This window comes from Salipiger pallidus (assembly GCF_014643635.1).
In the GTDB taxonomy this organism is placed as follows: Bacteria; Pseudomonadota; Alphaproteobacteria; order Rhodobacterales; family Rhodobacteraceae; genus Salipiger; species Salipiger pallidus.
The window spans coordinates 15669-39153 of sequence record NZ_BMJV01000001.1 but is presented as its reverse complement, the minus strand read 5'-3'; the positions used below and the strand labels follow the sequence as shown (position 1 = coordinate 39153).

Here is a 23485-nt window from a genome sequence, read left to right as displayed (position 1 = left end):
ATTCAACGGCTTACTCAGTCGCTCGAGCGGTGACAAGCGGGCGCCCCACTATGGATGTTAACCTTTGGGTCACAAATGAGGCGCAATCGCGCCGCATTTGAAGTAACTTGAGACTCAACATGACAACAATAGCTGCCAAGTTGGAACGGGGGCTCCGACCGCGCTGCGCGACATGACAATGAAGGAGTGCGCAAATGTTCGGTAAGAGTGGAAATGGCCGAGGTGTGGTATCCATGACAGAGCATGACAAGCAAAAGCGGCTGGCGCCGCTGCGCCTGCTCGAAAGCTACTGGCAGGGGCTGGCAGGTGAAACCGGTGAGATCCCGCTTCGCAGCCATATCGATCCGCGTGGGATCGAAAGCGCTTTGGAATACGCCTTCCTTGCCGAGCGGATTGCCCCGACGCTGGCCAAGCTTCGCGTCGCTGGCAGCCATCTCAACGATCTCATGGGCATGGAAACCGGCGGCATGCCTCTATCCGCCCTGTTCGCCGCCGATGCCCGCGAGACGCTGGGAGATGCAGTCTCCCGCGTGTTCGCGGAAGGTGCCGCGGTGCGTATGGACCTGCGCGGGGAAGCCGGCCTCGGCAAGAATGACCTGATCGGCCACATGCTGCTCCTGCCCTTGCGGTCGGACATGGGCGACATGACCCGACTGATCGGCGTCCTGACCACCACGGGGCGCATCGGCCGCACCCCGCGTCGATTTTCCATCGATTCTGTCGATATCCGCCCGGCGATTGTTATGCCCAGCACAGGCGCACGCTTTACCACCGTCGACGACCGCACGGAGCCGCGCCTCACGGACCTGGCGGAACCCGCCGCACCGTTCGCGCCCAAGGCACCCGCCGGACCTGGCACCAGAAGCCGGGGTCATCTGCGGCTTGTGATCGACAACGACGAAGACTGAGACTCCGATCGTCCCGACCTGAGCTGCGCCCTGCCGCTAAGGCGCGCTACTTCAGCAGCCACGCTGCCACGCCGATCCCGGACGCGAAAAGACGCCGCACGGTTGGACCGCTTGTGGTGACTGACTTGCTTGCGCTGCCCGGGGCACTCAGCTTGGATGACTACGACGGCACATTGCGTAGGCATCCTATTGCCAGAAAGTCGTCGCCTAGGACGTTCGCAGCTAAAAACTAAGAATTTGCAAACGGCGAACATTAGCTTTCAAAACTCAGTCGATGGATTATCCCAGCTGCGGCCTCGCTTGCTACTGGCTGCCTGTGGCAACGACTGACGCAAAGGCATAGGCCAAACAAAAACCTCGCGGAGTTGAAGCCCGCGAGGTTCCTTGTTTTATTGTCTAAAGGCTGGGTAATTCGGCCGCCGCGTCACTCGGCCGCGATGGGAAGCGCCGATGACCGGTTCAGCACGTCGTTGAATTCCGGACGCGCCCCCGCCATCGCGAGGGTTGCGCGCAGCATACCCGCCTTGGAGCCGCAGTCGAAGCGCTCGCCGCTGAACTGGAAGCCGCAGAGGCCAACCCGCTCGATACCCTTGGCAATGGCATCGGTCAGCTGGATCTCACCGCCAAGCCCGGCGCCCTGGGTGCGCAGGTCTTCGAAGATCGACGCATCGAGCACGTACCGCCCCACAACCGCATGGAGCGACGGAGCCTCGTCTGCGTCAGGCTTTTCAACCATGCCTCGAGCACGGATGACGTTGCCATCCTGCTGCAGCGGGTCCAGAACGCCGTAGGCGGACACCTCGTCCCGAGCCACTTCCATCGTGGCGACCATGTGGCCGCTATCGGAGGTCTCGTAGGCTTCGATCATCTCGCGGATGCAGCCCTTGTCGCCGAGGATAAGATCGTCGGGCAGGATGACTGCGACAGGTCCTTCGAGAACGTCGTCGGCAGCGCAAAGCACTGCATGTCCCAGACCCAAAGGGTCGTTCTGCATTACGAAATGCGCTTGTTCCTCCTCGGGGTCGATCGCATCCTCATGAAGGCGATCGGCAATCTTGTGCTTTCCTTTGGAACGCAAGGTGCCGCAAAGCTCTTCGTCCTGCAGGACATAACGCTCGATGGCACCCTTGGAGGGGTGTGACACGAAGATCATGCGCTCAATGCCAGCCTCACGAGCCTCGTCGATGGCAAATTGGATCAGCGGCTTGTCGAGAACTGGAAGCAGCTCTTTCGGGGTCGCTTTAGTTGCGGGAAGAAAACGCGTACCGAGCCCGGCCACCGGGAAGATCGCGGTGCGCACTTTCTGGCGGGATGTCGGGTTGGATTGGGTCACGGGTAGGTCTCCTTGATCTTCAGATCGATGGCGTCGTAGAAAATGCGTCAACGCAATGTTGCCGCACTGCAGCTATTGGGTAAGAGCTTATGCCCTTCAGCGCGCACGTCAAAGGAACGACATTGAAGGCCGCTGGGTTCCCGGGAAAATTGAAGATTTGTTATGAGTTTTCAAAACTATTTGAATTCAGACCCTTGGCGAGAGAGCCGCAAAAAATGCTTGAATTGCTTGGACTACGTGTTCTCAGTGCCATTTTTTCCGGACTGGACGCTCCTTTCAGCTTAATTTTGATGCAATCCTTGCATCGGGGGCCTGCGGTCAGAAAAACCACCTCCCTGCCTTGTGATTAGGAACCATTCCGCATGTATAACGTTGCAGATGTACTGAAACAGGAGTGAGCCCATTGGCCGTGACACCCGACAGGGGTGCCTCGGCAAGTTATTATGGACGGATTGACATTGAACATCCCGCCATCGCGCACCACCGGTGCTACCCCAAGCCGCGCAGAACCTTACGGCCGCATCGCGGTGATCGGGATGGGCAGCTGGGGCACCGCCCTCGCCATCGTTGCTGCTACCGCCGGCTGTGAAACCCGGCTTTGGGGACGACGTGAGAGCCTTGCAACCGCCATGGCTGAAACCCGTCAAAATCCCGAGCATCTTCCCGGCATCGACCTGCCCGAAAAGCTGGAACCCACCTCCGACCTCGCCCACGCGCTAAGCGGTGCCGAGGCAGTGTTGCTGGTAACCCCGTCTCACACGCTGCGTGAGATGGCGCGCAAAATGCGTGATCATCTGCCCGAGGGCATTCCGATCGCGCTTTGCTGCAAGGGCATTGAACGCGGCACGGGGTTCCTGCTCAGCCACGTGATCGAGGAAGAGCTGCCCGGCCACCCCGTGGGGGCCCTCTCGGGCCCAACCTTCGCCCATGAAACCGCACTTGGTCACCCCACGGCGGCCACCGTCGCCTTCCCATTCCGTCACCATGACCGAATTGCGCCTGAGCGCGCGCCCGCGGCGCGGCTCGCGTTGACCATGCAGACGCAAGCTTTCCGTCCTTACGTCTCGGACGACATCGTCGGGGTAGAGGTCGGCGGCGCGGTCAAGAACGTGATCGCCATCGCATGCGGCATGATGACCGGTGCCGGTTTTGCCGAGAACACCCGCGCCGCGCTCATCACGCGCGGCATGGACGAGATGAAGTTCCTGGCAGAGGCACTGGGCGGCAAGCGCGAGACCGTGACAGGGCTTGCAGGAGCAGGTGATCTCACCCTGACCTGCTCTTCGAGCACCTCGCGAAACATGTCGCTTGGCACCCAGCTGGGTCAGGGTATTCCCCGGGACGAGTGCTTCGGTGGCAAGCCCACTGTCGTCGAGGGCGAGGTCAACGCAATTTCAGTCGTCGATCTTGCGCGCCGTGTGCGGGTCGAGATGCCGATCTGCGAAGCGGTGCACGCCATCCTTCACGAGGGTGCGCCGCTTGCCGAAACCTTCCGGGCGCTCTGGTCCCGACCCATCGAGGGCGAACCCCGCGCGCTCGACATCAATCTACATCCTCACGAGGCAGACCACGCATGAGCTTTGACCATCCCCATGGCCGCAACATTGCCGACTGCAAGTTCGTGCTGGCCACCGACCTTGACGGCACGTTCCTTGGTGGCACCGAAGAAGATCGCGCCCGGCTCTACGATTGGATCGAGGCCAATCGCGAGACCGTGGGGCTGATCTTTGTCACCGGCCGCGACCCCAAGTTCATTGGCAAACTCTGTGACGGTGGCGTGCCCTGGCCCGAGTATGTGGTGGGTGATGTCGGCACGACCATTGCCCGGGTCGAGGACGGCAAGATCCATCCCATCGAGCCGCTCGAGGTCGAGATCGCCGAAACTTGGGGGGACGCTGGGGCCACCGTGCGCGACGCGCTGCACGGCCATCCGGGCCTGACGCTTCAAGAAACCGATTTCCGGTACCGCATCAGCTACGACCTTGATCCCGATGCCTTTGACGACAGTGCACATGATAAGGTGCGCGAGATGGGCCATGACACGCTCGTGTCGGACAACAAGTATTTCGACGTCCTGCCCCGCGGCATTTCGAAAGGTCCCTCCCTGCGCCGCCTCGTGACCCACCTCGGGATTGAGGAAGGTCGCGTGCTGGCCGCCGGGGATACTCTCAATGACTTGTCGATGCTGGTCTGCGGGCTTCAGGCCGTCGCTGTAGGCGGCTCTGAACAGGCGCTGCTGGACAAAGTGTCTGGCAAGCCGCAGGTGCATTGCGCCGAAGCCATCGGCGCCGCCGGCATCCTCGAGGCCATCGAGGCCTTCAATCTTCACCCTCTCCCGAAAGGAGCCTGAGATGTCCAGCGATCTCGTGATCGTCTATCACAGACAGCCTTATGACGAGGTGGAAGTCGACGGTAAGGTCGAATACCGCGCCAACAAGAGCCCGAACGGCATCGTCCCAACCCTGAAAAGCTTTTTCGGGAAAGTGGAAAATGCCGCTTGGGTTGCATGGAAAGAGGCCGAGGATTCCTCGGATCCAGGGTTCGACCGGGTCATCAGGATCGAGGACAGCTTTGGCAAGTACACCGTGTACCGCCTGCCGCTGACCCCGGACCAGGTGAAAAGCTTCTACCATGTGACCTCGAAAGAGGCCTTCTGGCCGATTCTTCACGGCTTCAAGGAAAAGTACAACTACGACCCGGTGGACTGGCCCACCTTCAAGGAGGTCAACTGGGCCTTCGCTGAAGCCGCCGCCGCCGAGGCCGCGCCCGGTGCGTCGGTCTGGGTGCACGACTACAACCTCTGGCTCGTGCCCGGCTACCTGCGCCAGATGCGCCCCGACGTGCGGATCTCGTTCTACCACCACACACCCTTCCCGGCGGCGGACATGTTCAACGTGCTGCCGTGGCGCGGCGAGATCATCGAATCGCTGCTCGCCTGCGACGTGGTCGGGTTCCACATTCCGCGCTATGCCTCGAATTTCGTCAGCTGCGTCCGTTCGCTTCGGGACGTGGGCAATGTGCCACGGATCAAGGTGGACCCGGACCTGATGTCCGAAGGCTCGGCCCTGTCGGACCGAACGGTGCCCACCAGCATTTATACCGAGGAACGTGAAGTCCAGCTTGGCGTAACGCCCGTGGGGGTCGACGTGGACTACATTCGCGAACTCGCGAATACGGAGAAAACCGACAAGCTAGCCGAGAAGTTCCGGTCCGAAATCGGCGACACCCGCGTGCTGCTGTCCGTTGGCCGGACCGACTACACCAAGGGTGGCGCAGACCAGCTCATCGCATTCGAGCGCCTTCTGGAGCGGCGTCCGGATCTGCGCGGCGTGGTGAGACTGCTGCACGTTTCGGTTCCCGCGAACCGCAACATGACGGTCTACGAGCCGATCCAGAAGGAACTCGAAGAAATTGCCGGTCGCATCAATGGCCGCTTCGGCAGCTTCACATTCCAGCCGGTCGCGCTGATTTCCCGCGCGGTGCCGTTCGAGGAACTTGTGGCCTGGTACCAGGTGGCGGACGTGGCATGGATCACGCCGCTGGCGGACGGCATGAACCTTGTTTGCAAGGAATACGTGGCCGCCCGCAAGGACGGTGACGGCGTGCTGGTCCTGTCGGAGTTCGCCGGTGCGGCAGTAGAGCTTGGTGCAGCGGTGCTGACCAACCCCTTCTCAACCCGAGCCATGGATTTCGCCATCGACCTGGCGCTCGACATGCCGGAGGAAGAACGCCGCGCACGCATGAAGCTGCTGCAGGCCTCGGTTGAAAAGCGCGACACGCGCCACTGGGCCGAAGATCAGCTGGCGTTGCTGTCGCCGGAAGATTTCGGCGATACGAGCACGCCCGAGGTCGAGCCTGCCTGAAAGGCTCTCTTTGCAAAAATGAACGCCCCCGTCCAGATAACCGGCGGGGGCGTTTGCGTTTCCGACAGGCGGGCCATCCAAGCAAAGAAATGGCTCTCCCGTTCTCGGGTCGATTTGCCCCAGACGGGGGCTGATTTGGCCGGAACCCCGCAAGGGGGCCTGTTTGGCCCGTTCATGGGTCGCCGAAGATAGCCGGGTCCTGCCGCCTCGGATGCAGCGCCAACTGACCCGACGGGGCCATCGGCCCCAAATGAAAAGCCCCGCCTGGCAGAGCGGGACTTGTCCAAGAGCGTCGCCATAAAAGCTGAGGTTACTCGGAGGCCTCGCGGATGCGCATCGGCATCGTGTCGATCAGCGCCATGAGGTCTTCGGGCGCGGTCACGTCGTTACGTTCGAGTTTCACACCGCCGTCCTTGCCCACCAGAACAATCTTGAATCCACCGGGCTGAAAGCCCTGGCGCAAGGGCGACGGGGTGCGATCGTCCAGATCGCTCAGCACCACGATGTCACGCTCGGCAAGCGCCGCCTTGGCGGCCCGCAGGAGATCCATCTGGCGGACATAGTCCGGATCGCTCGGCGCTGGGGCAAAGACCAAAACGGGGCGTTTTTCCCAGCGCATGTCGCCAAGATCGCGGGCTTCGGCGGGGAGCGGGCGGAACAGGTCTTCGGCAGCATTCGCCGCGGGCGCCGTCGCCATGGCGCCGGCCATCACGGCCACCCCCATCCGGGTCTTCATCTGGATACGTCCCATGCAGGGTCTCCCTAGCTTGCAGGCATCACCGGACTACGCACGGCGGGCCAAAGGGTTCCCGCGTTTTCACCTACGACTGTCGCGCAGCCGCCCTCTGGCGCGGAAGTGATCGTCCGCACGCTTGGCAGGTCGCGAAATCAGGCCATATCATTCCTTAAAGGAGACGTTGCCATGACCCGAGCCGCCATCGCCACAACCCTTTCCATCCTTGCCCTGCCTGCCGCTGCGCAGGAGGAGGTGGACATCGCCAGCAGCCTCGGCGACCTCACTGTCACACCCATCGTTCAGGGGCTCGATATGCCTTGGGGCTTTGACGTGGCACCGGATGGCACGATCTTCATCACCGAGAAAGCTGGTTCGCTTCTGACCGTCCGCGACGGCGCGTCAGAGCGCATTTCGGGGCTTCCCGAACTCTACACCCAGCGTCAGGGCGGCCTTCTCGATGTCATGCTGCCTCGGGATTTCGCCGAAACCCGCGAGATTTTCCTGACGTACTCGCGCCCGCAGAAGGGCGGTGCAGGCACTGCTGTACTCAAGGCAACCCTGCCCGAAGGCGCGACCGCGCTTGAGAATGCGCAAACCATCTTCGAGATGGCCCCCGGTTCCAGCGGCGGCGCGCATTTCGGTTCTCGCATCCGCGAAGCGCCGGACGGGACATTGTTCGTCACCATCGGCGAACGCGGAGACCGCCCCGCCGCACAGGATCTGTCGCGCCACAACGGCTCGGTGATCCGCATCAATCGTGACGGATCGGTCCCCGACGACAATCCGTTCGTCGGTCAGAACGGTGCACAGCCCGAGATCTGGTCCTACGGCCACCGCAATCCGCAAGGGGCTGCCTTCGACGCGTCAGGGCAGCTTTTCGTGGTGGAACATGGCGCTCAAGGCGGGGACGAAGTAAACCGGATCGCGCCCGGTGCCAACTACGGCTGGCCGGTGATCTCGTACGGGCGGCACTATTCTGGTGCGCAGATTGGCGAGGGCACTGCCAAGGACGGTATGGAGCAGCCCGAGTTCTACTGGGATCCCTCCATCGCCCCGTCGGACGCGGTGTTCCTCGAGGGGGGCGACTGGAACGGCGACATGCTGGTGGGCTCGCTCAAGTTCAACTACATCTCCCGCCTGACCGGCGACCCGCTGCGCGAGGCGGAAAGGCTCGAAAGCGAAGCCACGCTGCGGGTGCGTGACGTAGACCAGGGCCCGGATGGCGACATCTGGTTCCTGTCCGAGGTCAACGGCACGCTCTACCGCGCCGCCCTGCCATGATCGCTCAGGTGGACGATGCCGCCTTGGTGCCTTGGCTGCCGCGCTCGCGGTAGGGTGTCGTCTTGTAATGCGCGCGGTAGCATTTCGAGAAATGCGAGGGGCTGGTGAATCCGCAGGCCAGCGCCACGTTGATGACGCTCATGTCCGTCTGCATCAGCAGGTTGCGCGCCTTCTGAAGCCGCAATTCCATGTAGTATCGCTTGGGACTGCGGGTCAGGTACCGCCGGAACAGCCGCTCCAGCTGTCGCGTCGACATGCCCACCTCACGCGCGAGGATGGCGGGGCTGATGGGGTCCTCGATGTTGCCTTCCATCATCTTGATGACCTGCGACAGCTTGGGATGGCGCACGCCGATGCGGGTCGGCGTGGACAGACGCTGGGTGTCACGGTCGGTGCGAATGGTGGAATAAATCAGCTGGTCGGCCACCGCGTTGGCCAGCTCCTCGCCATGATCGTCGGCGATGAGCTTCAGCATCAGGTCGATGGACGATGTCCCCCCGGCGGTGGACAGCCGGTTGCCATCAAGTACGAAAACCGACTTGGTCAGCTCGACCTCGGGAAATTCCTCTTCGAAACCATCGTGGTTTTCCCAGTGGATGGTGGCGCGCTTGCCATCAAGCAGTCCGGCCTCGGCCAGTGTCCAGGCAGCGGTGCACAGGCCGCCCATGGTCAGCCCGCGCCGCGCCTCACGCCGCAGCCAGCCCAGAAGCTTCTTGGTGGTCGCCGCCGCCACGTCGATGCCGCCGCAGACAAGCACCACGTCATCGCGCGTCAGCTCGGGCAGATCACCGTCAAGCTGGTAGTCCATGCCCGCCGAACAGCGCACCGAGCCGCCGCCTTCTGAGGTCAGCATCCACTCGTAGACATGAGTGCCTGCCATGCGGTTGGCGATGCGAAGCGCCTCGACCGCGGCGGCAAAGCTCAGAAGCGTGAAATCGGGAAGCAGAACGAAGACAAACCGCCGCCGCGCGGGCTGCGAGGTGTCTCCTCTAGAGGTACGAGACAGCGACATGGTGCCCCCCGGGTCCGAACGGTTTATCCAGCCATTCCAGAGCGCTTCGTGCGACAGGCGCCGCGGGGCCACCGGAACGGTCCGACCAGATGTGCAGATGTGTCAAATGGCGTCAAGCGGCACGCACACTTTCCTGTGGCCTTAAGGGGGCGCCTTCTGTATATGCACCGGACGTTTTCGCTAACGGAGATCGACTGGGAGAAAGATCATGAGCGAGTGGACAAAATCGAGCTGGCGTACCAAGCCCCGCATCCAGATGCCCGACTATACCGATCAGGCCGAACTGGAAACCGTCGAGGCTCAGCTTTCGAAGTATCCGCCGCTGGTCTTTGCCGGCGAAGCACGGCGGCTGCGCGAAGAGTTGGGCAAGGCGTCGCGCGGCGAGGCCTTCCTGCTTCAGGGCGGCGACTGCGCCGAGGCTTTCGACCAGTTCACCGGGTCGGCGATCCGTGACACCTTCAAGGTGATGCTGCAGATGGCCATGGTGCTGACATACGGTGCCAAGGTGCCGGTGGTGAAGGTCGGCCGCATGGCGGGCCAGTTCGCCAAGCCGCGTTCTGCCCCCACGGAAACCGTGGATGGTGTCGAACTGCCGAGCTTCCGGGGTGACATCATCAACGAGCTGGACTTCACCCCCACAGCCCGCAAGCCCAACCCGCAGAAGATGCTGCATGCCTACACGCAGTCAGCCGCCACGCTGAACCTGCTGCGCGCCTTCTCGACCGGCGGCTACGCGGACGTGCACGAGGTGCACCGCTGGACCCTTGGCTTCACCGAGGGCGAAAAAGCCGCGCGCTACCGCGAAATGGCCATGCGCATCGGCGACACGCTTGATTTCATCAAGGCTGCGGGCATCGACAGCAACCGTTCGGCGGCGCTGCACCAGGTGCATTTCTACACCAGCCATGAATCGCTGCTGCTGGAATACGAAGAGGCACTGACCCGCGTCGATTCGACCTCCGGCAAATGGCTCGCGGGCTCGGGCCACATGGTTTGGATCGGCGACCGTACCCGTCAGCCCGACGGCGCGCACGTGGAATTCGCCCGCGGCGTGATGAACCCGATCGGCCTCAAGTGCGGCCCCTCGATGACTTCCGAGGATCTCAAGGTTCTGATGAAGAAGCTGAACCCGCAGAACGAGGCGGGCCGGCTGACGCTCATCACCCGCTTCGGTGCCGGCCAGGTGGCCGACAACCTGCCCCGCCTCATCGAGGCCGTGCGCGAGGAAGGTGCCAACGTTCTCTGGGTCTGCGATCCGATGCACGGCAACACCATCAAGTCCGCCTCGGGCTACAAGACCCGTCCCTTCGACCGGGTCCTCTCCGAGGTGCGCGAGTTCTTCGCGGTTCACAAGCAGCAGGGCACCATTCCCGGCGGCGTGCATTTCGAGATGACCGGCCAGGACGTGACCGAATGCACCGGCGGCGTCTTCGCCGTATCGGACGAGAACCTGAGCGACCGCTACCACACCGCCTGCGATCCGCGCCTGAACGCATCGCAGTCTCTGGAACTGGCGTTCCTCGTAGCCGAAGAGCTCAACCAGCTGCAGCTGCACCAGCAGCCCGCGGATACGGCCACCGCCTGATCCTTGAGCATTGCAACACGATAGGCGGCGCCCTCAGTGGCGCCGCCTTTTGCGTTCCTGACCATGTCATGCCGCCGTTGCCGGTGACTCAGGCCCGACCCAAGATTGCGGATGCCTTCCACATGAACATTTGAGGCAAATGGAAATCCACGCCCCCGGTTTTGTCTTGCCTCAAATATTTCGCAGGGGACGGGGCAGCGCCTTCCGAGCGCGGTCTCGATCCTCGGGGTTGAGTGTCAAAGGCAATCCCCTGACCCGTCCTGTGCCAAGTGGACCGGTGCAAACTTCGGCAAAGCCGTAGGCCCTTTCACACGCACCGGCTGCCGCGTGGTCAACGCGATTCCGCGGTATCGGCATGTGTTGATCCCTCTTCCCTTTTCCACGCGTGACGCATAGCCTTCGCACCAATCAAATGTTCCAACGAGGGAGACAGGAACAATGAAGAAGTGGCTCATGGCCTCCGCCGCCACCGCGCTGCTCGCAGGTGGTGCCGCCCAGGCGGAAGACGCTGGCATTGGGATCATCCTTGGCTTTACCGGCCCGATCGAATCCCTGACCCCGTCCATGGCGGGAAGCGCCGAGCTTGCGCTTAAGGAAATCAACGACAGCGGCAACTTCCTCGAGGGGGTCACCCTCGTGCCGGTGCGCGCAGACAGCACCTGCGTAGACAGCGCCGCCGCCACGGCCGCTGCAGAACGCCTCGTGACCACCGACGGCGTCGTCGCCATCATGGGCGCCGACTGCTCGGGCGTGACCGGCGCGGTCCTGTCCAACGTCGCCGTGCCCAACGGCGTGCCGATGATCTCGCCCTCGGCCACCTCGCCGGGCCTGTCGGAAGCCGAGGACAATGGCCTCTTCTTCCGTACTTCGCCGTCGGATGCTCGCCAGGGAGAAGTCCTCGCTGAGATCCTGAACGAGCGTGGCATCAGCTCGGTCGCGGTGACCTACACCAACAACGACTATGGCAAGGGCTTTGCCGACAGCTTCGAGGCGGCCTTCACCGAAGCGGGCGGCGAGATCACTCTCACCGCATCGCATGAAGACGGCAAGGGTGACTACTCGGCCGAGATCGGCGCGCTGGCCTCTGCTGGCGGCGAGGTTCTCGTGGTGCTGGGCTACTCGGACCAGGGCGGCAAGGGCATCATCCAGTCCGCGCTCGACACCGGGGCCTTCGACACCTTCGCCATGGGCGACGGGATGTATTCGGACGCGCTGATCGCGGACCTCGGCAATGATCTCGAGGGCAGCTTCGGATCGGTTCCGTGGGCCGAAGGCGAAGGCGCAGAGGCGTTCTCGACCCTGGCCAACGAAGCAGGCGTGACGGCGGAAAGCTCCTACACCCGCGAAAGCTACGACGCTGCAGCCCTCATCGCGCTGGCGATGATGAAGGGCGGCGAAGCGTCTTCCGCGGCGGTTGCGGCGAACGTTCTCGACGTGGCCAACGCACCGGGCGAGCCGATCCTGCCGGGCGAGCTTGGCAAGGCGCTGGAAATCCTCGAGAGCGGCGGTGACATCGACTATGTCGGTGCGACCAACGTGGAACTCGTCGGTCCCGGCGAGGCGGCCGGCACCTACCGCTACTACGAGATCGAGGGCGGCGCCTACGAGACCGTATCGTTCAAGTGACGTGACGCCGCCCTGCACCGGCAGGTGCAAGGGAGACGTTGACAGATGGCGGCCCGGGGTGCAGATCCCGGGCTGTTGCATGACAGGGCCGCGCAAGACGGCCCGGGGGGAGACAGTCCTTTGATCCGTATCGAGAACCTGCATCGCCATTTCGGCGGCTTCCGGGCCGTGGACGGCGCCGATTTCGAGATTGCCGATGGCACCATCACAGGGCTCGTCGGCCCCAACGGCGCGGGCAAGTCCACCCTGTTCAACGTCATCGCCGGGGCGCTACCGCCGACCTCCGGCAAGGTCTTCATGGACGGTGAGGACATCACCGGCCTGCCGCCGCACGAGCTTTTTCACAAAGGCCTGCTGCGGACCTTCCAGATCGCGCACGAATTCAGCTCCATGTCCTGCCGTGAGAACCTCATGATGGTGCCCGGACAACAGGCCGGGGAATCGCTCTGGAACGCGTGGTTCGGACGCGGGCGGATCGCTCAGGAAGAGGCCGCGCTGCTGAAGAAGGCGGATGAGGTGCTTGATTTCCTGACGATTTCGCATCTGAAGGACGAGAAGGCCGGCAACCTGTCTGGGGGCCAGAAGAAGCTGCTCGAGCTTGGGCGCACGATGATGGTGGACGCCAAGGTGGTGTTCCTTGACGAAGTGGGCGCGGGCGTGAACCGCACGCTTCTTGGCACCATCGCCGAGACCATCCTTCGCCTCAACCGTGAGCGCGGCTACACCTTTTGCGTCATCGAACATGACATGGATTTCATCGGGCGCATCTGTGATCCGGTCATTGTCATGGCCGAGGGGCGCAAGCTGGCGCAGGGCACGCTGGATGAGATCAAGGCGAACGAGGCGGTGATCGAGGCCTATCTTGGCACCGGTCTCAAGAACAAGGAGCTTCAGGCATGATGGCTCGGCTCGGACGGGGGCTCTGCCCCCAGCCGCCGCTGGCGGCTTCTCCCGGCGTATTTGCCCACGAGAAGAAACAGGGGGCGGTGCGATGACCGGCGATGTAGCTCAGGCGGCGGGCGCGGCGCCCTACCTGATCGGCGAGGCCATGCGTGGCGGCTACGGGCGCGGCGCGGACATCTTGCACGGCTGCACCATCGCGGTGGAGCGCGGCGAGATCGCCGTCATCGTCGGACCCAACGGCGCGGGCAAGTCCACGGCCATGAAGGCGGTCTTCGGCATGCTGGATCTTCGCGAGGGATCCGTGAGGCTTGATGGTGAGGATATCACCGCGCTCAGCCCGCAGGCGCGGGTGCGCAAGGGCATGGGCTTCGTGCCGCAGACCAACAACATCTTCGCCTCCATGAGCGTGGAAGAGAACCTCGAGATGGGGGCCTTTATCCGCGACGATGATTTTCATGGCACGATGGAGCAGGTTTATGACCTCTTCCCCATCCTGCGTGACAAGCGGCGGCAGGCGGCGGGCGAGCTTTCGGGCGGACAGCGCCAGCAGGTGGCCGTGGGCCGGGCGCTGATGACGAAGCCCAAGGTGCTCATGCTCGACGAGCCGACCGCCGGCGTGTCGCCTATCGTCATGGACGAGCTCTTCGACCGGATCATCGAGGTGGCCCGCACCGGTCTTCCGGTGCTCATGGTGGAACAGAACGCAAGGCAGGCGCTCGAGATCGCCGACAAGGGCTACGTGCTCGTGCAGGGGGCCAATGCCCATACCGGCACCGGGGCCGAGCTTCTGGCCGATACCGCAGTGCGCCGCAGTTTCCTCGGAGGGTGAGAGAATGACCAACCCGACCACCCTGCCCGGGCTAGCCGCGCTGTTGCTGATTGCCGCCCCGCTGGCGGCACAGGATGCCGGCCACGGCGAGGCGGCGCGCAATCTGTCGCTGGACGACGCCCCGGTGCGGGCCGAGATCGCGCTTGATTGCAGCTTCGACACCGAATGCGTCGAGGGCGAGCCCTGCGCAGACAGCGGCTTTGCTCCGCACCTGACCGGCATGGCCGGCGGGATGGACGAGAGCGCCATGGTGGCGCGCGTCCTGCTGTCCTCCGAAGCCACGGAGGTCGAGCTTCTGGGAGTGCGCGATGGCGGTGCCATGTCGCTTTCGGGCGGCAGCTTCGAAGAGCGGCATCTGATGACCGTCGGTGTGGACGGCACGGCTCGCTACACCGTGCACATGAGCGAGGGGCCGATGATGATCAGCTACCTCGGGCAATGCGAGGCGGCGCAATGACCGCCCTCAGGAAAAAGGAGCGTCGCTGATGGACCTGCTCAACGGTCTCGTGGTGCTTGCCAACTTCGTGCTGATCCCCGCCACCGCCTATGGGAGCCAACTGGCTCTGGGCGCGCTTGGTGTGACGCTGATCTACAGCATCCTGCGGTTCTCCAACTTCGCCCATGGCGACACCATGGCCTTTGGCACCATGGTGACGATCCTTGCCACCTGGGGACTGCAATCCGCGGGGATTGGCTTCGGTCCGCTACCCACGGCGCTACTGGCGCTGCCGGTGGGCATCTTCGGCGCGGCGCTGCTGCTGCTGGCGACGGACCGGCTGGTCTACCGCTTCTACCGCGCACAGCGGGTCAAGCCGGTGATCCTCGTCATCGTCTCGACCGGGGTGATGTTCATCTACAATGGCCTGACCCGGTTCATCATCGGGCCCGACGACCAGAACTTTGCCGATGGCGAGCGTTTTGTCATGTCCGCGCGGGATTTCAAGGCGTTAACCGGCCTCGACGAAGGGCTGGCGCTGAAGACGACGCAGGCAATCACGGTGGTGACCGCGATCGTGGTGATGGTGGCGCTGTTCTGGTTCCTCAATCGCACCCGCACCGGCAAGTCCATGCGCGCCTATTCCGACAACGAGGATCTTGCCCTGTTGTCCGGCATCAACCCCGAGCGGGTCGTGCGCGTGACGTGGATCCTCGTGGCGGCGCTGGCGACCATCGCCGGCACGCTTTACGGGCTCGACAAGAGCTTCAAGGCCTTCACCTATTTCCAGCTGCTGCTGCCGATCTTCGCCAGCGCCATCGTGGGCGGCATCGGCAGCCCCATCGGCGCCATCGCGGGAGGCTTCATCATCGCCTATTCCGAGGTGATCTTCACCTACGCCTGGAAGCGGGTGGTCGGCTACATGGTCCCTGAGGGGATGGAGCCTGACGGCCTGCTGCAGTTGCTGGGCACCGACTACAAGTTCGCGGTCAGCTTCGTCATCCTCGTGATCGTGCTGCTGATCCGGCCGACCGGCCTGTTCCAGGGGAAATCCATATGAGAACGCTTGCCCTTTTCGCACTGGTCGCGGCGCTGATCCTTGGCACAGGCTTCGTGCAAAGCTGGAACTCGGCGCTGATCATCCTCAACATGGGTCTGGTGAGCGCCATCATGGCGCTTGGCGTGAACCTGCAATGGGGCCTGGCGGGCCTCTTCAACGTCGGCGTCATGGGCTTTGTCGCCGTGGGCGGCCTCGCGGTGGTGCTGACCTCGGTCGCGCCGGTACCCGAGGCGTGGGCCGCGGGCGGCTGGCGGGTCGTCGCGGCACTGGCGCTGGGGGCTGCGGCCATCGCGCTGTCGGTGCTGGCATGGAAGCGGCTGGGCCGCGGTCTGCGCGCCATCGCGGTGCTTATCATTGCCGGGCTGGGCTTTGTCGCCTACCGGGCGCTGCTCGATCCCGCCGTCGCGGCGATCGAGGCGGTGAACCCCGCGATCAGCGGCAACATCGGCGGGCTTGGCCTTCCGGTCCTGCTGGCTTGGCCCGTGGGCGGGCTCTTGGCCGCCGGGGTGGCTTGGGTCATCGGCAAGACGGCTCTGGGGCTGCGGTCTGACTACCTCGCCATTGCAACGCTTGGCATTGCTGAAATCATCGTGGCCGTGATGAAGAACGAGGACTGGCTGGCGCGCGGCGTCAAGAACATGATCGGCCTGCCCCGCCCCGTCCCCTACGAGGTTGACCTGCAAGGCGATCCCGCCTTCGTCGAACGGGCCGCGAGTTTCGGGTTCGACGCCACCACGGCCTCCACCCTATACGTCAAGATCGGCTATTCGCTGATGTTCACCGCTGTGCTCGTGGCGCTGCTGGTGCTGGCACAGCTGGCGCTGAACTCGCCCTGGGGCCGCATGATGCGTGCCATCCGCGACAACGAAGAAGCCGCGGAGGCGATGGGCAAGGATGTCACCGCGCGGCACCTGCAGGTATTCATTCTTGGGTCGATGCTCTGCGGTATCGCGGGCGCGATGATGACAACCCTCGATGGACAGCTGACGCCATCGAGCTACCAGCCCCTGCGCTACACCTTCCTGATCTGGGTGATGGTGATCGTGGGCGGATCTGGCAACAACCTCGGGGCCGTTTTGGGCGGTTTCCTCGTGTGGTTTCTCTGGGTGCAGGTGGAACCCATGGGGCAATGGTTCATGGGCGTCGTGACCGCCGGTATGGCCGATGGCTCGTGGCTCAAGGATCACCTGCTCGGCAGCGTGCAGCATATGCGGCTGCTGACCATGGGCGTCATTATGCTCGTAGTCCTGAGATTTGCCCCGAGGGGCCTTCTGCCTGAGCGGTAATAACCCTGCGTTAGGATCTCTGATGGCACAATCGCCGGGGGCCTTCGCGGGTCTCCGGCGTTTTGCTGCCGACCGCCCGCGAACGGCCGGAACAGAGTTCGCCCAAACGGCGTTGCGAAGGCATGAAACACATGGAATGGACCCGCGTCACAAGCAACTGGACCCGCGCTTCGAAACGGCTAGAAACGCGCTTCCCCCACCTAAGCCCCGGCAGCCTGCAACAGCCGCCGTCACACTTGAATGAAATGGCCCGCATCGTTGCCGACAGCCACGATCTGACCCTCGCCGAGGCGCATCACGAGCTGAGGGATCTGCTCTTTCCCGAGATGCTTCCCGAGCCGATAGCCCGCGCAGTTGTTTGATACCTTGATGAAATCTAGGTGTCAGTCTGATTAAAACGTTTTTGTGTCACTGGAAATTCATGCAACATAGAGAAACCCAAGGCACGGCTTGGGCGTTTCTACGCTGAACAGGAGGTACGGCGGATGTTTCAATTTATGTCCCGGGTCAAACCCGGCCAAAATAGTCAGATCACCCTCGACAGTCAGAAGACACGCCCAGACGACACCTGGATCGATGCGCAGGCGGCCCCTGAACAGGCAGCAGCGACACGCGATCAGGAACTGGCACGTGTGGCAGCGCTCGCCCGCGAAGCCTAAGGCTGCTCAGCCCAGAGAGGTCACCCACAGGATCGATGCATCCTCGGGGCTGACAGACACCACGTTGTGGCCCATGGAAGCGTCATAATAGGCGCTGTCTCCCCGTCGCATTTCGATGGGCTCGTAGAACTCGGTATAGAACCGGATCACTCCGGTCAGGACGTAGAGGAACTCCTCACCGTCGTGACGGACCCAGCCATCGAATTCATCCATCTTCCGCGCCCGCACCCGAGCGCGGTATGGCAGCATTTTCTTTTTGGTCAGAGTTTCCGCCAGCAGCTCGTGCTCATACGTCACTGTGGTTTGCGGCAGCCCCTCTCCGTCGCGGGTGTGCACCAGACGCCCTGACACCTGGTCACGCTTGGGCTGAGTGAACAGCTGAGGCACGCCGATGCCAAGGCCAAGGGCCAGCTTCTTCAAAGCGTCATAGGTGGGCGACATCTGCCCGTTCTCGATCTTGGACAGGGTCGAGCGGGCCAGCCCGGCCTCCCGGGCTGCCTGCTCTAGTGTCCAGTCCCGCTCCTTGCGCAGTTCGCGCACGCGGGCGCCAAGGTCGAGCGGCTCGGCCATGGCCTCTTCGCCGTTTTCACGGGCAAGTCGGATGAGGGTTTTCGGGTCCCGGTTCATGCGCCATGCTATAGGACCGGCACCCGCCCCGCGCAACCACCACAAGCACCGCACTCAGCACAAGGGCTTCGCATGCTTTCCATTTTCGATCAGGGCGCGCCCGCTCCCTGCCCGTCTCCGTTCAACCTCGCGGCCCATGTGCTGGCCGCTGGCGAGGCGACCCCGGACAAGATCGCTCTGGCCATTCTGCGCGTCACTGGGGCGGAGCGCTGGTCCTACGCGCGCCTCATTGCCGCGGTGCGCGGTACCGCCACGGGCCTGCTGCAAACCGGCCTCGTGCCCGGTGACATCATGCTGCTGCGGTTGGGCAATACGGTGGATTTCCCCATCGCCTACCTTGGGGCCATCGCCGCCGGCATCGTGCCCGTGCCCACCTCGTCGCAACTGACCGAGCGTGAGGTCGCGCCAATGATCGCCGCCCTGCGGCCCGCCGCGATCCTTCGCGCCGAAAGCGTCGCCTGTCCAGAAACGGACGTTCCGGTTCACGGCCCCAACACCTACACCCCGTGGCGCGATTTGCCTCCGGCAGCGTACGATATGGGCGACCCCGATCGGCTGGCCTACATCATCTACACCTCCGGCACCTCGGGACTGCCGCGCCCCGTTGCCCATGCCCACCGGGCGATCTGGGCGCGGCAAATGATGATGGAGGGGTGGTACGGCCTGCGCAGCACCGACCGCCTGCTACACGCTGGCGCCTTCAACTGGACCTACACGCTGGGTACCGGCCTCATGGATCCGTGGACCATGGGCGCCACTGCGCTGATCCCGGTGGCCGGCACCGATCCGGCACAGCTACCGCTGCTGATGAAGCGCAATGACGCGAGCATTTTTGCCGCTGCTCCGGGTGTTTACAGGCAAATTTTGAAGTCCTCCATTCCGCCGCTGCCCAAGCTGCGCCACGGCCTCGCCGCCGGTGAAAAGCTGGCTCCGACCGTCAGAAGCGCCTGGCAGGATGCCACCGGTACCGAAATATTCGAGGCGTTCGGCATGTCGGAATGTTCCACTTTCATCTCCTCAGCGCCGGACCGTCCCGCCGCGCCGGAAGCGCTCGGGCGGCCTCAGGCTGGTCGGCGCGTGGCCATCCTGGGTGACGACGGTGAGCCTGTGCCTTTGGGCACGCCCGGCACCATCGCCATCGACGCGTCGGACCATGGGCTCATGATGGGCTACCACGGAGCCCCGGACGAGACTGCAAAGCGTTTCACGAACGGCTGGTTTCTTACCGGAGATCATGGAGTTATGAGTGAATCTTCAGAGATAACCTACCTTGGCCGAGGCGATGACATGATGAACGCCGGAGGCTATCGCGTCTCGCCCATCGAGGTGGAGGCCGCGCTCGCGGATCTTCCGGGCATCACCGAGATCGGCGTCACGGACGTAGCGATCAAGGACGGCGTCAGCATCATCGCGGCCTTCTACCTCGCGCCTCAAGAGCTCGACGAAGAGGATCTTAAGGACGAGGCCGCGTCCCGGCTCGCGCGGTACAAACAGCCGCGTGCCTTTATCCGGGTGGACGCGCTGCCCCGGAACGCCAATGGCAAGCTGATACGCAAGGCCCTGAAAGACTTCGCCATCTCCTGACTCAAAAAGGCCCCCAACCGGGGGCCTTTACGCTCAGATGCATGCGCGATCAGCTGCAGCCGCTGGTCGATCCGCAGGTGTTGCACTTCATGCAGGTGCCGTTGCGCACAAGCGTGTAGTTGCCGCATTCACCGCAGGCTTCGCCCTCGTAGCCCTGCATCCGCGCCTTGGCGCGCGCATCCATGGCCATGGCCGAGCTGCTGCCCGACAGGGTTGCCACCGCCGAGGCCGCCTGCGGGGAGACCGCAGAGACATTGCCGGCGCTCGTGGGCTGTCCGCCCTGAAGCACCACCAGCTCCTGCGGCAGACGCTTGCGCAGGTAGCCCGTGGACGAGATCTGCTTGAGCATCTCGAGGGACCGCGCGGCGGTGGTCTCGGACAGCTCCTGCACGTTGCGCACGCTGTCCTCCTCACCACGGCCAAGATCGTCGAACGTGGCCCCCGACGGCTTAACGTGTGCCAGATCCGTGCGGTCAAGGTAGCTCACCGCCAATTCCCGGAAGATGTAGTCGAGGATCGAGGTGGCGTTCTTGATGCTGTCATTGCCCTGCACCATGCCCGCCGGCTCGAACTTGGTGAAGGTGAAGGCATCAACGAATTCCTCAAGCGGAACACCGTATTGCAGGCCGACGCTCACCGCGATTGCGAAGTTGTTCATCATCGCGCGGAAGCCGGCACCTTCCTTGTGCATGTCGATGAAGATCTCGCCGAGCGAGCCGTCCTGGTATTCGCCCGTGCGCAGATAAACCTTGTGCCCACCCACGACCGCCTTCTGGGTATAGCCCTTGCGACGCTCGGGCATTTTGGTGCGACCGGCACGGATGACCTCCTTGATGACCACCTTCTCGACGATCTTCTCGGCGATGACCTGTGCCTTCTCCTGCGGGGTGCCGGTTTCCAGAACCTCCAGCGCCTCATCGTCATCCTCGACCAACGCAGAGGCCAGCGGCTGCGACAGTTTCGACCCGTCACGGTAAAGCGCGTTGGCCTTTACCCCCAGCGACCACGACAGCTCGTAGGCCTTCTGGCAATCCTCGACCGTGGCCGAGTTCGGCATGTTGATGGTCTTGGAAATTGCCCCGGAAATAAAGCTTTGCGCGGCGGCCATCATGTGGATGTGGCTGTGGACCGACAGGTAACGCGTCCCTTTCTTTCCACAGGGATTTGCACAGTCGAAGACGTTTAAGTGCGCCGGGTCCAGATGCGGCGCGCCCTCGAGGGTCATGGTACCGCAGACGTGGTCATTGGCAGCGTCGATCTCGCGCTTGGTGAACCCGAGATGGCGCAGGAGGTCGAAGGTGGGATCGTTGAGCTTGTCGGCCGGGATGCCGAGAGTCTCGCGGCAGAACTCTGCGCCGAGGGTCCACTGGTTGAACACAAAGCGGATGTCGAAGGCCGTTGCCAGCGCGCCTTCGACCTTCTCGATCTGCGCGGGGCCAAAGCCGTGGCCGGCCAGTGTGCCGTGGTTGATCCCGGGCGCGTTGCCAAGGGTCTGGTGGCCCACCGCGTAACCGATGATCTCTTCGATCTGGGCCGAAGGGTAGCCCAGCTTCATGAGCGCCGCGGGCACCGACTGGTTGATGATCTTGAAGTACCCACCCCCGGCGAGCTTCTTGAACTTTACCAGCGCGAAGTCCGGCTCGATCCCGGTGGTGTCGCAATCCATGACGAGGCCAATGGTGCCCGTGGGCGCGATCACCGAGACCTGCGCATTGCGGTACCCGTGCTGTTCGCCAAGACGCAGTGCCTCGTCCCATGCGGACTTGGACAGCGCGATCAGCCGCGCATCGGGGCAGTTCGCGTGGTCGAGCGGCACCGGCTTGACCGCCAGCCCCTCGTAGCCCTCAGCCTCGCCATAGGCAGCGGTGCGGTGATTGCGGATGACCCGCAGCATGTGATCGGCGTTGCGCGCATAGCCCGGGAAGGCCCCCAGCTCCCCCGCCATCTCGGCGGAGGTGGCGTAGGACACGCCGGTCATGATCGCAGTGAGGGCACCGCACAGCGCGCGGCCCTCGTCGCTGTCATAGCCAAGACCGAGGTTCATCAGCAGCCCGCCGATGTTGGCATAGCCAAGGCCCAGCGTGCGGAAATCGTAGGAGCGTTGGGCAATTTCCTTCGAAGGAAATTGCGCCATCAGCACCGACACTTCGAGCGTGATGGTCCAAAGCCGCGCGGCATGCATGTAGCGTTCCGCATCGAACGCGCCGTCCTCGAGGAAGGTGAGCAGGTTCATGGACGCAAGGTTGCAGGCGGTGTCGTCAAGGAACATGTATTCCGAGCACGGGTTCGAGCCGCGGATCTCACCATCCTCCGGGCAGGTATGCCATGCGTTGACGGTATCGTGGAACTGAATGCCCGGATCGGCGCAGGCCCATGCGGCGTGGCCGATCTGCTCCCACAGCTCGCGCGCGTCCACGGTTTTCGCCACGGAACCATCGGTGCGACGGATCAGCTCCCACAGCTTGCCGTCCTTGATCGCCTCGAGGAAGGCGTCGGTCACGCGGATCGAGTTGTTGGAGTTCTGCCCCGAGACGGACGCGTAAGCCTCGGAATCCCAATCGGTGTCATAGGTCGGGAACTCGATCGAGGCATAGCCCTGACGCGCGTAGTCCAGCACGCGCTTGATATAGGTTTCCGGGATCGAGACCTTCTTGGCCTCGCGGATCGCCTTTTTCAGGCCGAGGTTGGCGTTGGCCTCATAGGCATCTTCCTCAAGCCCTTCCCAGTTGCGAATGGCGGCGAAGATGTCGTTGAGCATCTTCTCGTGCATCTTGGACCCGGCGACAAGGCTGGCAACCTTCTGCTCTTCCTTGACCTTCCAGTTGATGAATTCCTCGATGTCCGGGTGATCGCTGTCGACGATGACCATCTTGGCGGCGCGGCGCGTGGTGCCACCCGACTTGATGGCACCGGCGGCGCGGTCCCCGATCTTGAGGAAACCCATCAGGCCCGACGACCGGCCGCCGCCCGACAGGCTTTCGCCCTCGGCCCGCAGCGAGCTGAAGTTGGTGCCGGTGCCGGAGCCGTACTTGAACAGACGCGCCTCGCGGACCCAGAGGTCCATGATGCCGCCCTCGTTCACCAGATCGTCAGACACCGACTGAATGAAGCAGGCGTGCGGCTGCGGGTGCTCGTAGGAGGATTTGGATCGGGTCAGCTTGCCGGTCTTGTAGTCGACGTAATGGTGCCCCTGACCGGGGCCGTCGATGCCATAGGCCCAGTGCAGGCCGGTGTTGAACCACTGCGGCGAATTGGGCGCGGCGACCTGAGCGGCCAGCATGTGGCGCATCTCGTCATAGTAGGCGCGTGCGTCGTCCTCAGTGGTGAAATAGCCGCCTTTCCAGCCCCAGTAGGCCCATGCGCCCGCCAGGCGGTCAAACACCTGCTTGGCCGAGGTCTCACCACCCTTTGGGGTGTCGGTGTTCGCCGGCACCGAGCGCCAGAGGAACTCGGGCACGCCCTTCTCGGCGACTTTCTTCAGTTCGGTCGGAACGCCGGCTTTGCGGAAGTATTTCTGAGCGATAACGTCCGAGGCGACCTGGCTCCATTTCGCAGGCACTTCGAGCGTGTCGAGCTTGAAGACCGAAGTACCGTCCGGGTTGCGGATTTCCGAGCTCGTGGTGACAAACTCGATATCGGCATAGGCGTCCTGCCCGGCCTTGGTGTACTTTCTCTCGATCTTCATGGCTGTCCTGCTCCAGCTGATCCTTAACGCACTTGCCGGACAACTGGCACACCCATCCAGACCGCAGGAGGC

20 protein-coding genes are annotated in these 23485 nt (G+C 63.3%); 15 read left to right on the top strand and 5 right to left on the bottom strand.

Features of this window, described 5'->3' with window-relative positions:
- Positions 1 to 233: 233 nt before the first annotated feature.
- On the top strand, positions 234 to 908 hold the full coding sequence (locus tag IEX41_RS00170) for a PAS domain-containing protein (RefSeq protein WP_229672847.1): 675 nt from the start codon (positions 234 to 236) through the stop codon (positions 906 to 908).
- A gap of 424 nt (positions 909 to 1332) precedes the next feature.
- Here IEX41_RS00170 and IEX41_RS00165 read toward each other — a convergent pair whose 3' ends face one another.
- Positions 1333 to 2241 (bottom strand): UTP--glucose-1-phosphate uridylyltransferase, encoded by a 909-nt coding sequence (locus IEX41_RS00165; RefSeq protein ID WP_188787638.1) that lies wholly within the window; start codon positions 2239 to 2241, stop codon positions 1333 to 1335.
- A 443-nt stretch (positions 2242 to 2684) separates the two neighbouring features.
- On the opposite strand from IEX41_RS00165, the gene IEX41_RS00160 reads away from it, so the two are divergent.
- Genes IEX41_RS00160 through ggpS form a run of 3 tightly spaced genes read left to right on the top strand, consistent with a single transcriptional unit; the run spans position 2685 to position 6104 of the window.
- Entirely contained in the window at positions 2685 to 3818 is a 1134-nt protein-coding gene (locus tag IEX41_RS00160; protein WP_188787636.1) for an NAD(P)H-dependent glycerol-3-phosphate dehydrogenase, read from the top strand.
- A complete protein-coding gene (locus IEX41_RS00155; protein ID WP_188787633.1) occupies positions 3815 to 4591 on the top strand; it encodes an HAD-IIB family hydrolase in 777 nt (258 codons plus the stop codon). Before IEX41_RS00160 ends, IEX41_RS00155 begins: the two co-directional genes overlap by 4 nt.
- Position 4592: 1 nt before the next feature.
- Positions 4593 to 6104, top strand: a complete 1512-nt coding sequence (gene ggpS, locus IEX41_RS00150) for a glucosylglycerol-phosphate synthase (protein ID WP_188787631.1) — start codon at positions 4593 to 4595, stop codon at positions 6102 to 6104.
- 310 nt (positions 6105 to 6414) lie between these two features.
- Here the strand turns inward: ggpS and IEX41_RS00145 are convergent, their stop codons facing one another.
- The gene (locus IEX41_RS00145; RefSeq protein WP_188787630.1) at positions 6415 to 6855 is read right to left on the bottom strand and encodes a DUF4174 domain-containing protein; all 441 of its coding nucleotides are present in this window, start codon (positions 6853 to 6855) and stop codon (positions 6415 to 6417) included.
- Positions 6856 to 7026: 171 nt separating this feature from the next.
- On the opposite strand from IEX41_RS00145, the gene IEX41_RS00140 reads away from it, so the two are divergent.
- Entirely contained in the window at positions 7027 to 8121 is a 1095-nt protein-coding gene (locus IEX41_RS00140; protein WP_188787628.1) for a PQQ-dependent sugar dehydrogenase, read from the top strand.
- A gap of 4 nt (positions 8122 to 8125) precedes the next feature.
- Here IEX41_RS00140 and IEX41_RS00135 read toward each other — a convergent pair whose 3' ends face one another.
- A complete protein-coding gene (locus IEX41_RS00135; protein WP_188789192.1) occupies positions 8126 to 9133 on the bottom strand; it encodes a GlxA family transcriptional regulator in 1008 nt (335 codons plus the stop codon).
- Between the two features lie 208 nt (positions 9134 to 9341).
- On the opposite strand from IEX41_RS00135, the gene IEX41_RS00130 reads away from it, so the two are divergent.
- From IEX41_RS00130 to IEX41_RS00090, 9 genes are all read left to right on the top strand, one after another.
- Positions 9342 to 10718 (top strand): class II 3-deoxy-7-phosphoheptulonate synthase, encoded by a 1377-nt coding sequence (locus IEX41_RS00130; RefSeq protein WP_188787626.1) that lies wholly within the window; start codon positions 9342 to 9344, stop codon positions 10716 to 10718.
- A 438-nt stretch (positions 10719 to 11156) separates the two neighbouring features.
- The gene (locus IEX41_RS00125) at positions 11157 to 12344 is read left to right on the top strand and encodes an ABC transporter substrate-binding protein (protein WP_188787624.1); all 1188 of its coding nucleotides are present in this window, start codon (positions 11157 to 11159) and stop codon (positions 12342 to 12344) included.
- Positions 12345 to 12464: 120 nt separating this feature from the next.
- A complete protein-coding gene (locus IEX41_RS00120) occupies positions 12465 to 13244 on the top strand; it encodes an ABC transporter ATP-binding protein (protein ID WP_188787622.1) in 780 nt (259 codons plus the stop codon).
- A 91-nt stretch (positions 13245 to 13335) separates the two neighbouring features.
- Positions 13336 to 14076 (top strand): ABC transporter ATP-binding protein, encoded by a 741-nt coding sequence (locus tag IEX41_RS00115; protein WP_188787620.1) that lies wholly within the window; start codon positions 13336 to 13338, stop codon positions 14074 to 14076.
- Positions 14077 to 14080: 4 nt separating this feature from the next.
- Positions 14081 to 14533 carry a hypothetical protein gene (locus tag IEX41_RS00110; RefSeq protein WP_229672846.1) on the top strand — a complete coding sequence of 151 codons (453 nt, stop codon included), beginning with the start codon at positions 14081 to 14083 and terminating at the stop codon, positions 14531 to 14533.
- A gap of 28 nt (positions 14534 to 14561) precedes the next feature.
- Complete coding sequence (locus tag IEX41_RS00105) at positions 14562 to 15572, top strand: branched-chain amino acid ABC transporter permease (protein ID WP_188787618.1); 1011 nt, start codon at positions 14562 to 14564, stop codon at positions 15570 to 15572.
- Positions 15569 to 16858, top strand: coding sequence for a branched-chain amino acid ABC transporter permease (locus IEX41_RS00100; RefSeq protein WP_188787616.1), 1290 nt, complete (start codon positions 15569 to 15571; stop codon positions 16856 to 16858). The genes IEX41_RS00105 and IEX41_RS00100 overlap by 4 nt, the downstream gene beginning before the upstream one ends.
- 122 nt (positions 16859 to 16980) lie before the next feature.
- Positions 16981 to 17220 carry a hypothetical protein gene (locus IEX41_RS00095; protein ID WP_188787614.1) on the top strand — a complete coding sequence of 80 codons (240 nt, stop codon included), beginning with the start codon at positions 16981 to 16983 and terminating at the stop codon, positions 17218 to 17220.
- A gap of 123 nt (positions 17221 to 17343) precedes the next feature.
- Positions 17344 to 17517 (top strand): hypothetical protein, encoded by a 174-nt coding sequence (locus tag IEX41_RS00090; RefSeq protein WP_188787612.1) that lies wholly within the window; start codon positions 17344 to 17346, stop codon positions 17515 to 17517.
- A 6-nt stretch (positions 17518 to 17523) separates the two neighbouring features.
- On the opposite strand, the gene IEX41_RS00085 is transcribed toward IEX41_RS00090, so the two are convergent.
- Entirely contained in the window at positions 17524 to 18144 is a 621-nt protein-coding gene (locus tag IEX41_RS00085) for a helix-turn-helix domain-containing protein (protein ID WP_188787610.1), read from the bottom strand.
- 72 nt (positions 18145 to 18216) lie between these two features.
- On the opposite strand from IEX41_RS00085, the gene IEX41_RS00080 reads away from it, so the two are divergent.
- The gene (locus IEX41_RS00080) at positions 18217 to 19728 is read left to right on the top strand and encodes a class I adenylate-forming enzyme family protein (RefSeq protein WP_188787608.1); all 1512 of its coding nucleotides are present in this window, start codon (positions 18217 to 18219) and stop codon (positions 19726 to 19728) included.
- A 49-nt stretch (positions 19729 to 19777) separates the two neighbouring features.
- Here IEX41_RS00080 and IEX41_RS00075 read toward each other — a convergent pair whose 3' ends face one another.
- Positions 19778 to 23413 carry a vitamin B12-dependent ribonucleotide reductase gene (locus IEX41_RS00075; RefSeq protein WP_188787605.1) on the bottom strand — a complete coding sequence of 1212 codons (3636 nt, stop codon included), beginning with the start codon at positions 23411 to 23413 and terminating at the stop codon, positions 19778 to 19780.
- Positions 23414 to 23485: the final 72 nt, after the last annotated feature.

Bases quoted from the DNA above. Each gene is read 5' to 3' on its own strand.
- IEX41_RS00170 (WP_229672847.1), top strand. From the start codon at position 234: ATGACAGAGCATGACAAGCAAAAGCGGCTGGCGCCGCTGCGCCTGCTC.
- IEX41_RS00160 (WP_188787636.1), top strand. From the start codon at position 2,685: ATGGACGGATTGACATTGAACATCCCGCCATCGCGCACCACCGGTGCT.
- IEX41_RS00155 (WP_188787633.1), top strand. From the start codon at position 3,815: ATGAGCTTTGACCATCCCCATGGCCGCAACATTGCCGACTGCAAGTTC.
- ggpS (WP_188787631.1), top strand. From the start codon at position 4,593: ATGTCCAGCGATCTCGTGATCGTCTATCACAGACAGCCTTATGACGAG.
- IEX41_RS00145 (WP_188787630.1), bottom strand. From the start codon at position 6,855: ATGGGACGTATCCAGATGAAGACCCGGATGGGGGTGGCCGTGATGGCC.
- IEX41_RS00140 (WP_188787628.1), top strand. From the start codon at position 7,027: ATGACCCGAGCCGCCATCGCCACAACCCTTTCCATCCTTGCCCTGCCT.
- IEX41_RS00135 (WP_188789192.1), bottom strand. From the start codon at position 9,133: ATGTCGCTGTCTCGTACCTCTAGAGGAGACACCTCGCAGCCCGCGCGG.
- IEX41_RS00130 (WP_188787626.1), top strand. From the start codon at position 9,342: ATGAGCGAGTGGACAAAATCGAGCTGGCGTACCAAGCCCCGCATCCAG.
- IEX41_RS00125 (WP_188787624.1), top strand. From the start codon at position 11,157: ATGAAGAAGTGGCTCATGGCCTCCGCCGCCACCGCGCTGCTCGCAGGT.
- IEX41_RS00115 (WP_188787620.1), top strand. From the start codon at position 13,336: ATGACCGGCGATGTAGCTCAGGCGGCGGGCGCGGCGCCCTACCTGATC.
- IEX41_RS00110 (WP_229672846.1), top strand. From the start codon at position 14,081: ATGACCAACCCGACCACCCTGCCCGGGCTAGCCGCGCTGTTGCTGATT.
- IEX41_RS00105 (WP_188787618.1), top strand. From the start codon at position 14,562: ATGGACCTGCTCAACGGTCTCGTGGTGCTTGCCAACTTCGTGCTGATC.
- IEX41_RS00100 (WP_188787616.1), top strand. From the start codon at position 15,569: ATGAGAACGCTTGCCCTTTTCGCACTGGTCGCGGCGCTGATCCTTGGC.
- IEX41_RS00095 (WP_188787614.1), top strand. From the start codon at position 16,981: ATGAAACACATGGAATGGACCCGCGTCACAAGCAACTGGACCCGCGCT.
- IEX41_RS00090 (WP_188787612.1), top strand. From the start codon at position 17,344: ATGTTTCAATTTATGTCCCGGGTCAAACCCGGCCAAAATAGTCAGATC.
- IEX41_RS00085 (WP_188787610.1), bottom strand. From the start codon at position 18,144: ATGAACCGGGACCCGAAAACCCTCATCCGACTTGCCCGTGAAAACGGC.
- IEX41_RS00080 (WP_188787608.1), top strand. From the start codon at position 18,217: ATGCTTTCCATTTTCGATCAGGGCGCGCCCGCTCCCTGCCCGTCTCCG.
- IEX41_RS00075 (WP_188787605.1), bottom strand. From the start codon at position 23,413: ATGAAGATCGAGAGAAAGTACACCAAGGCCGGGCAGGACGCCTATGCC.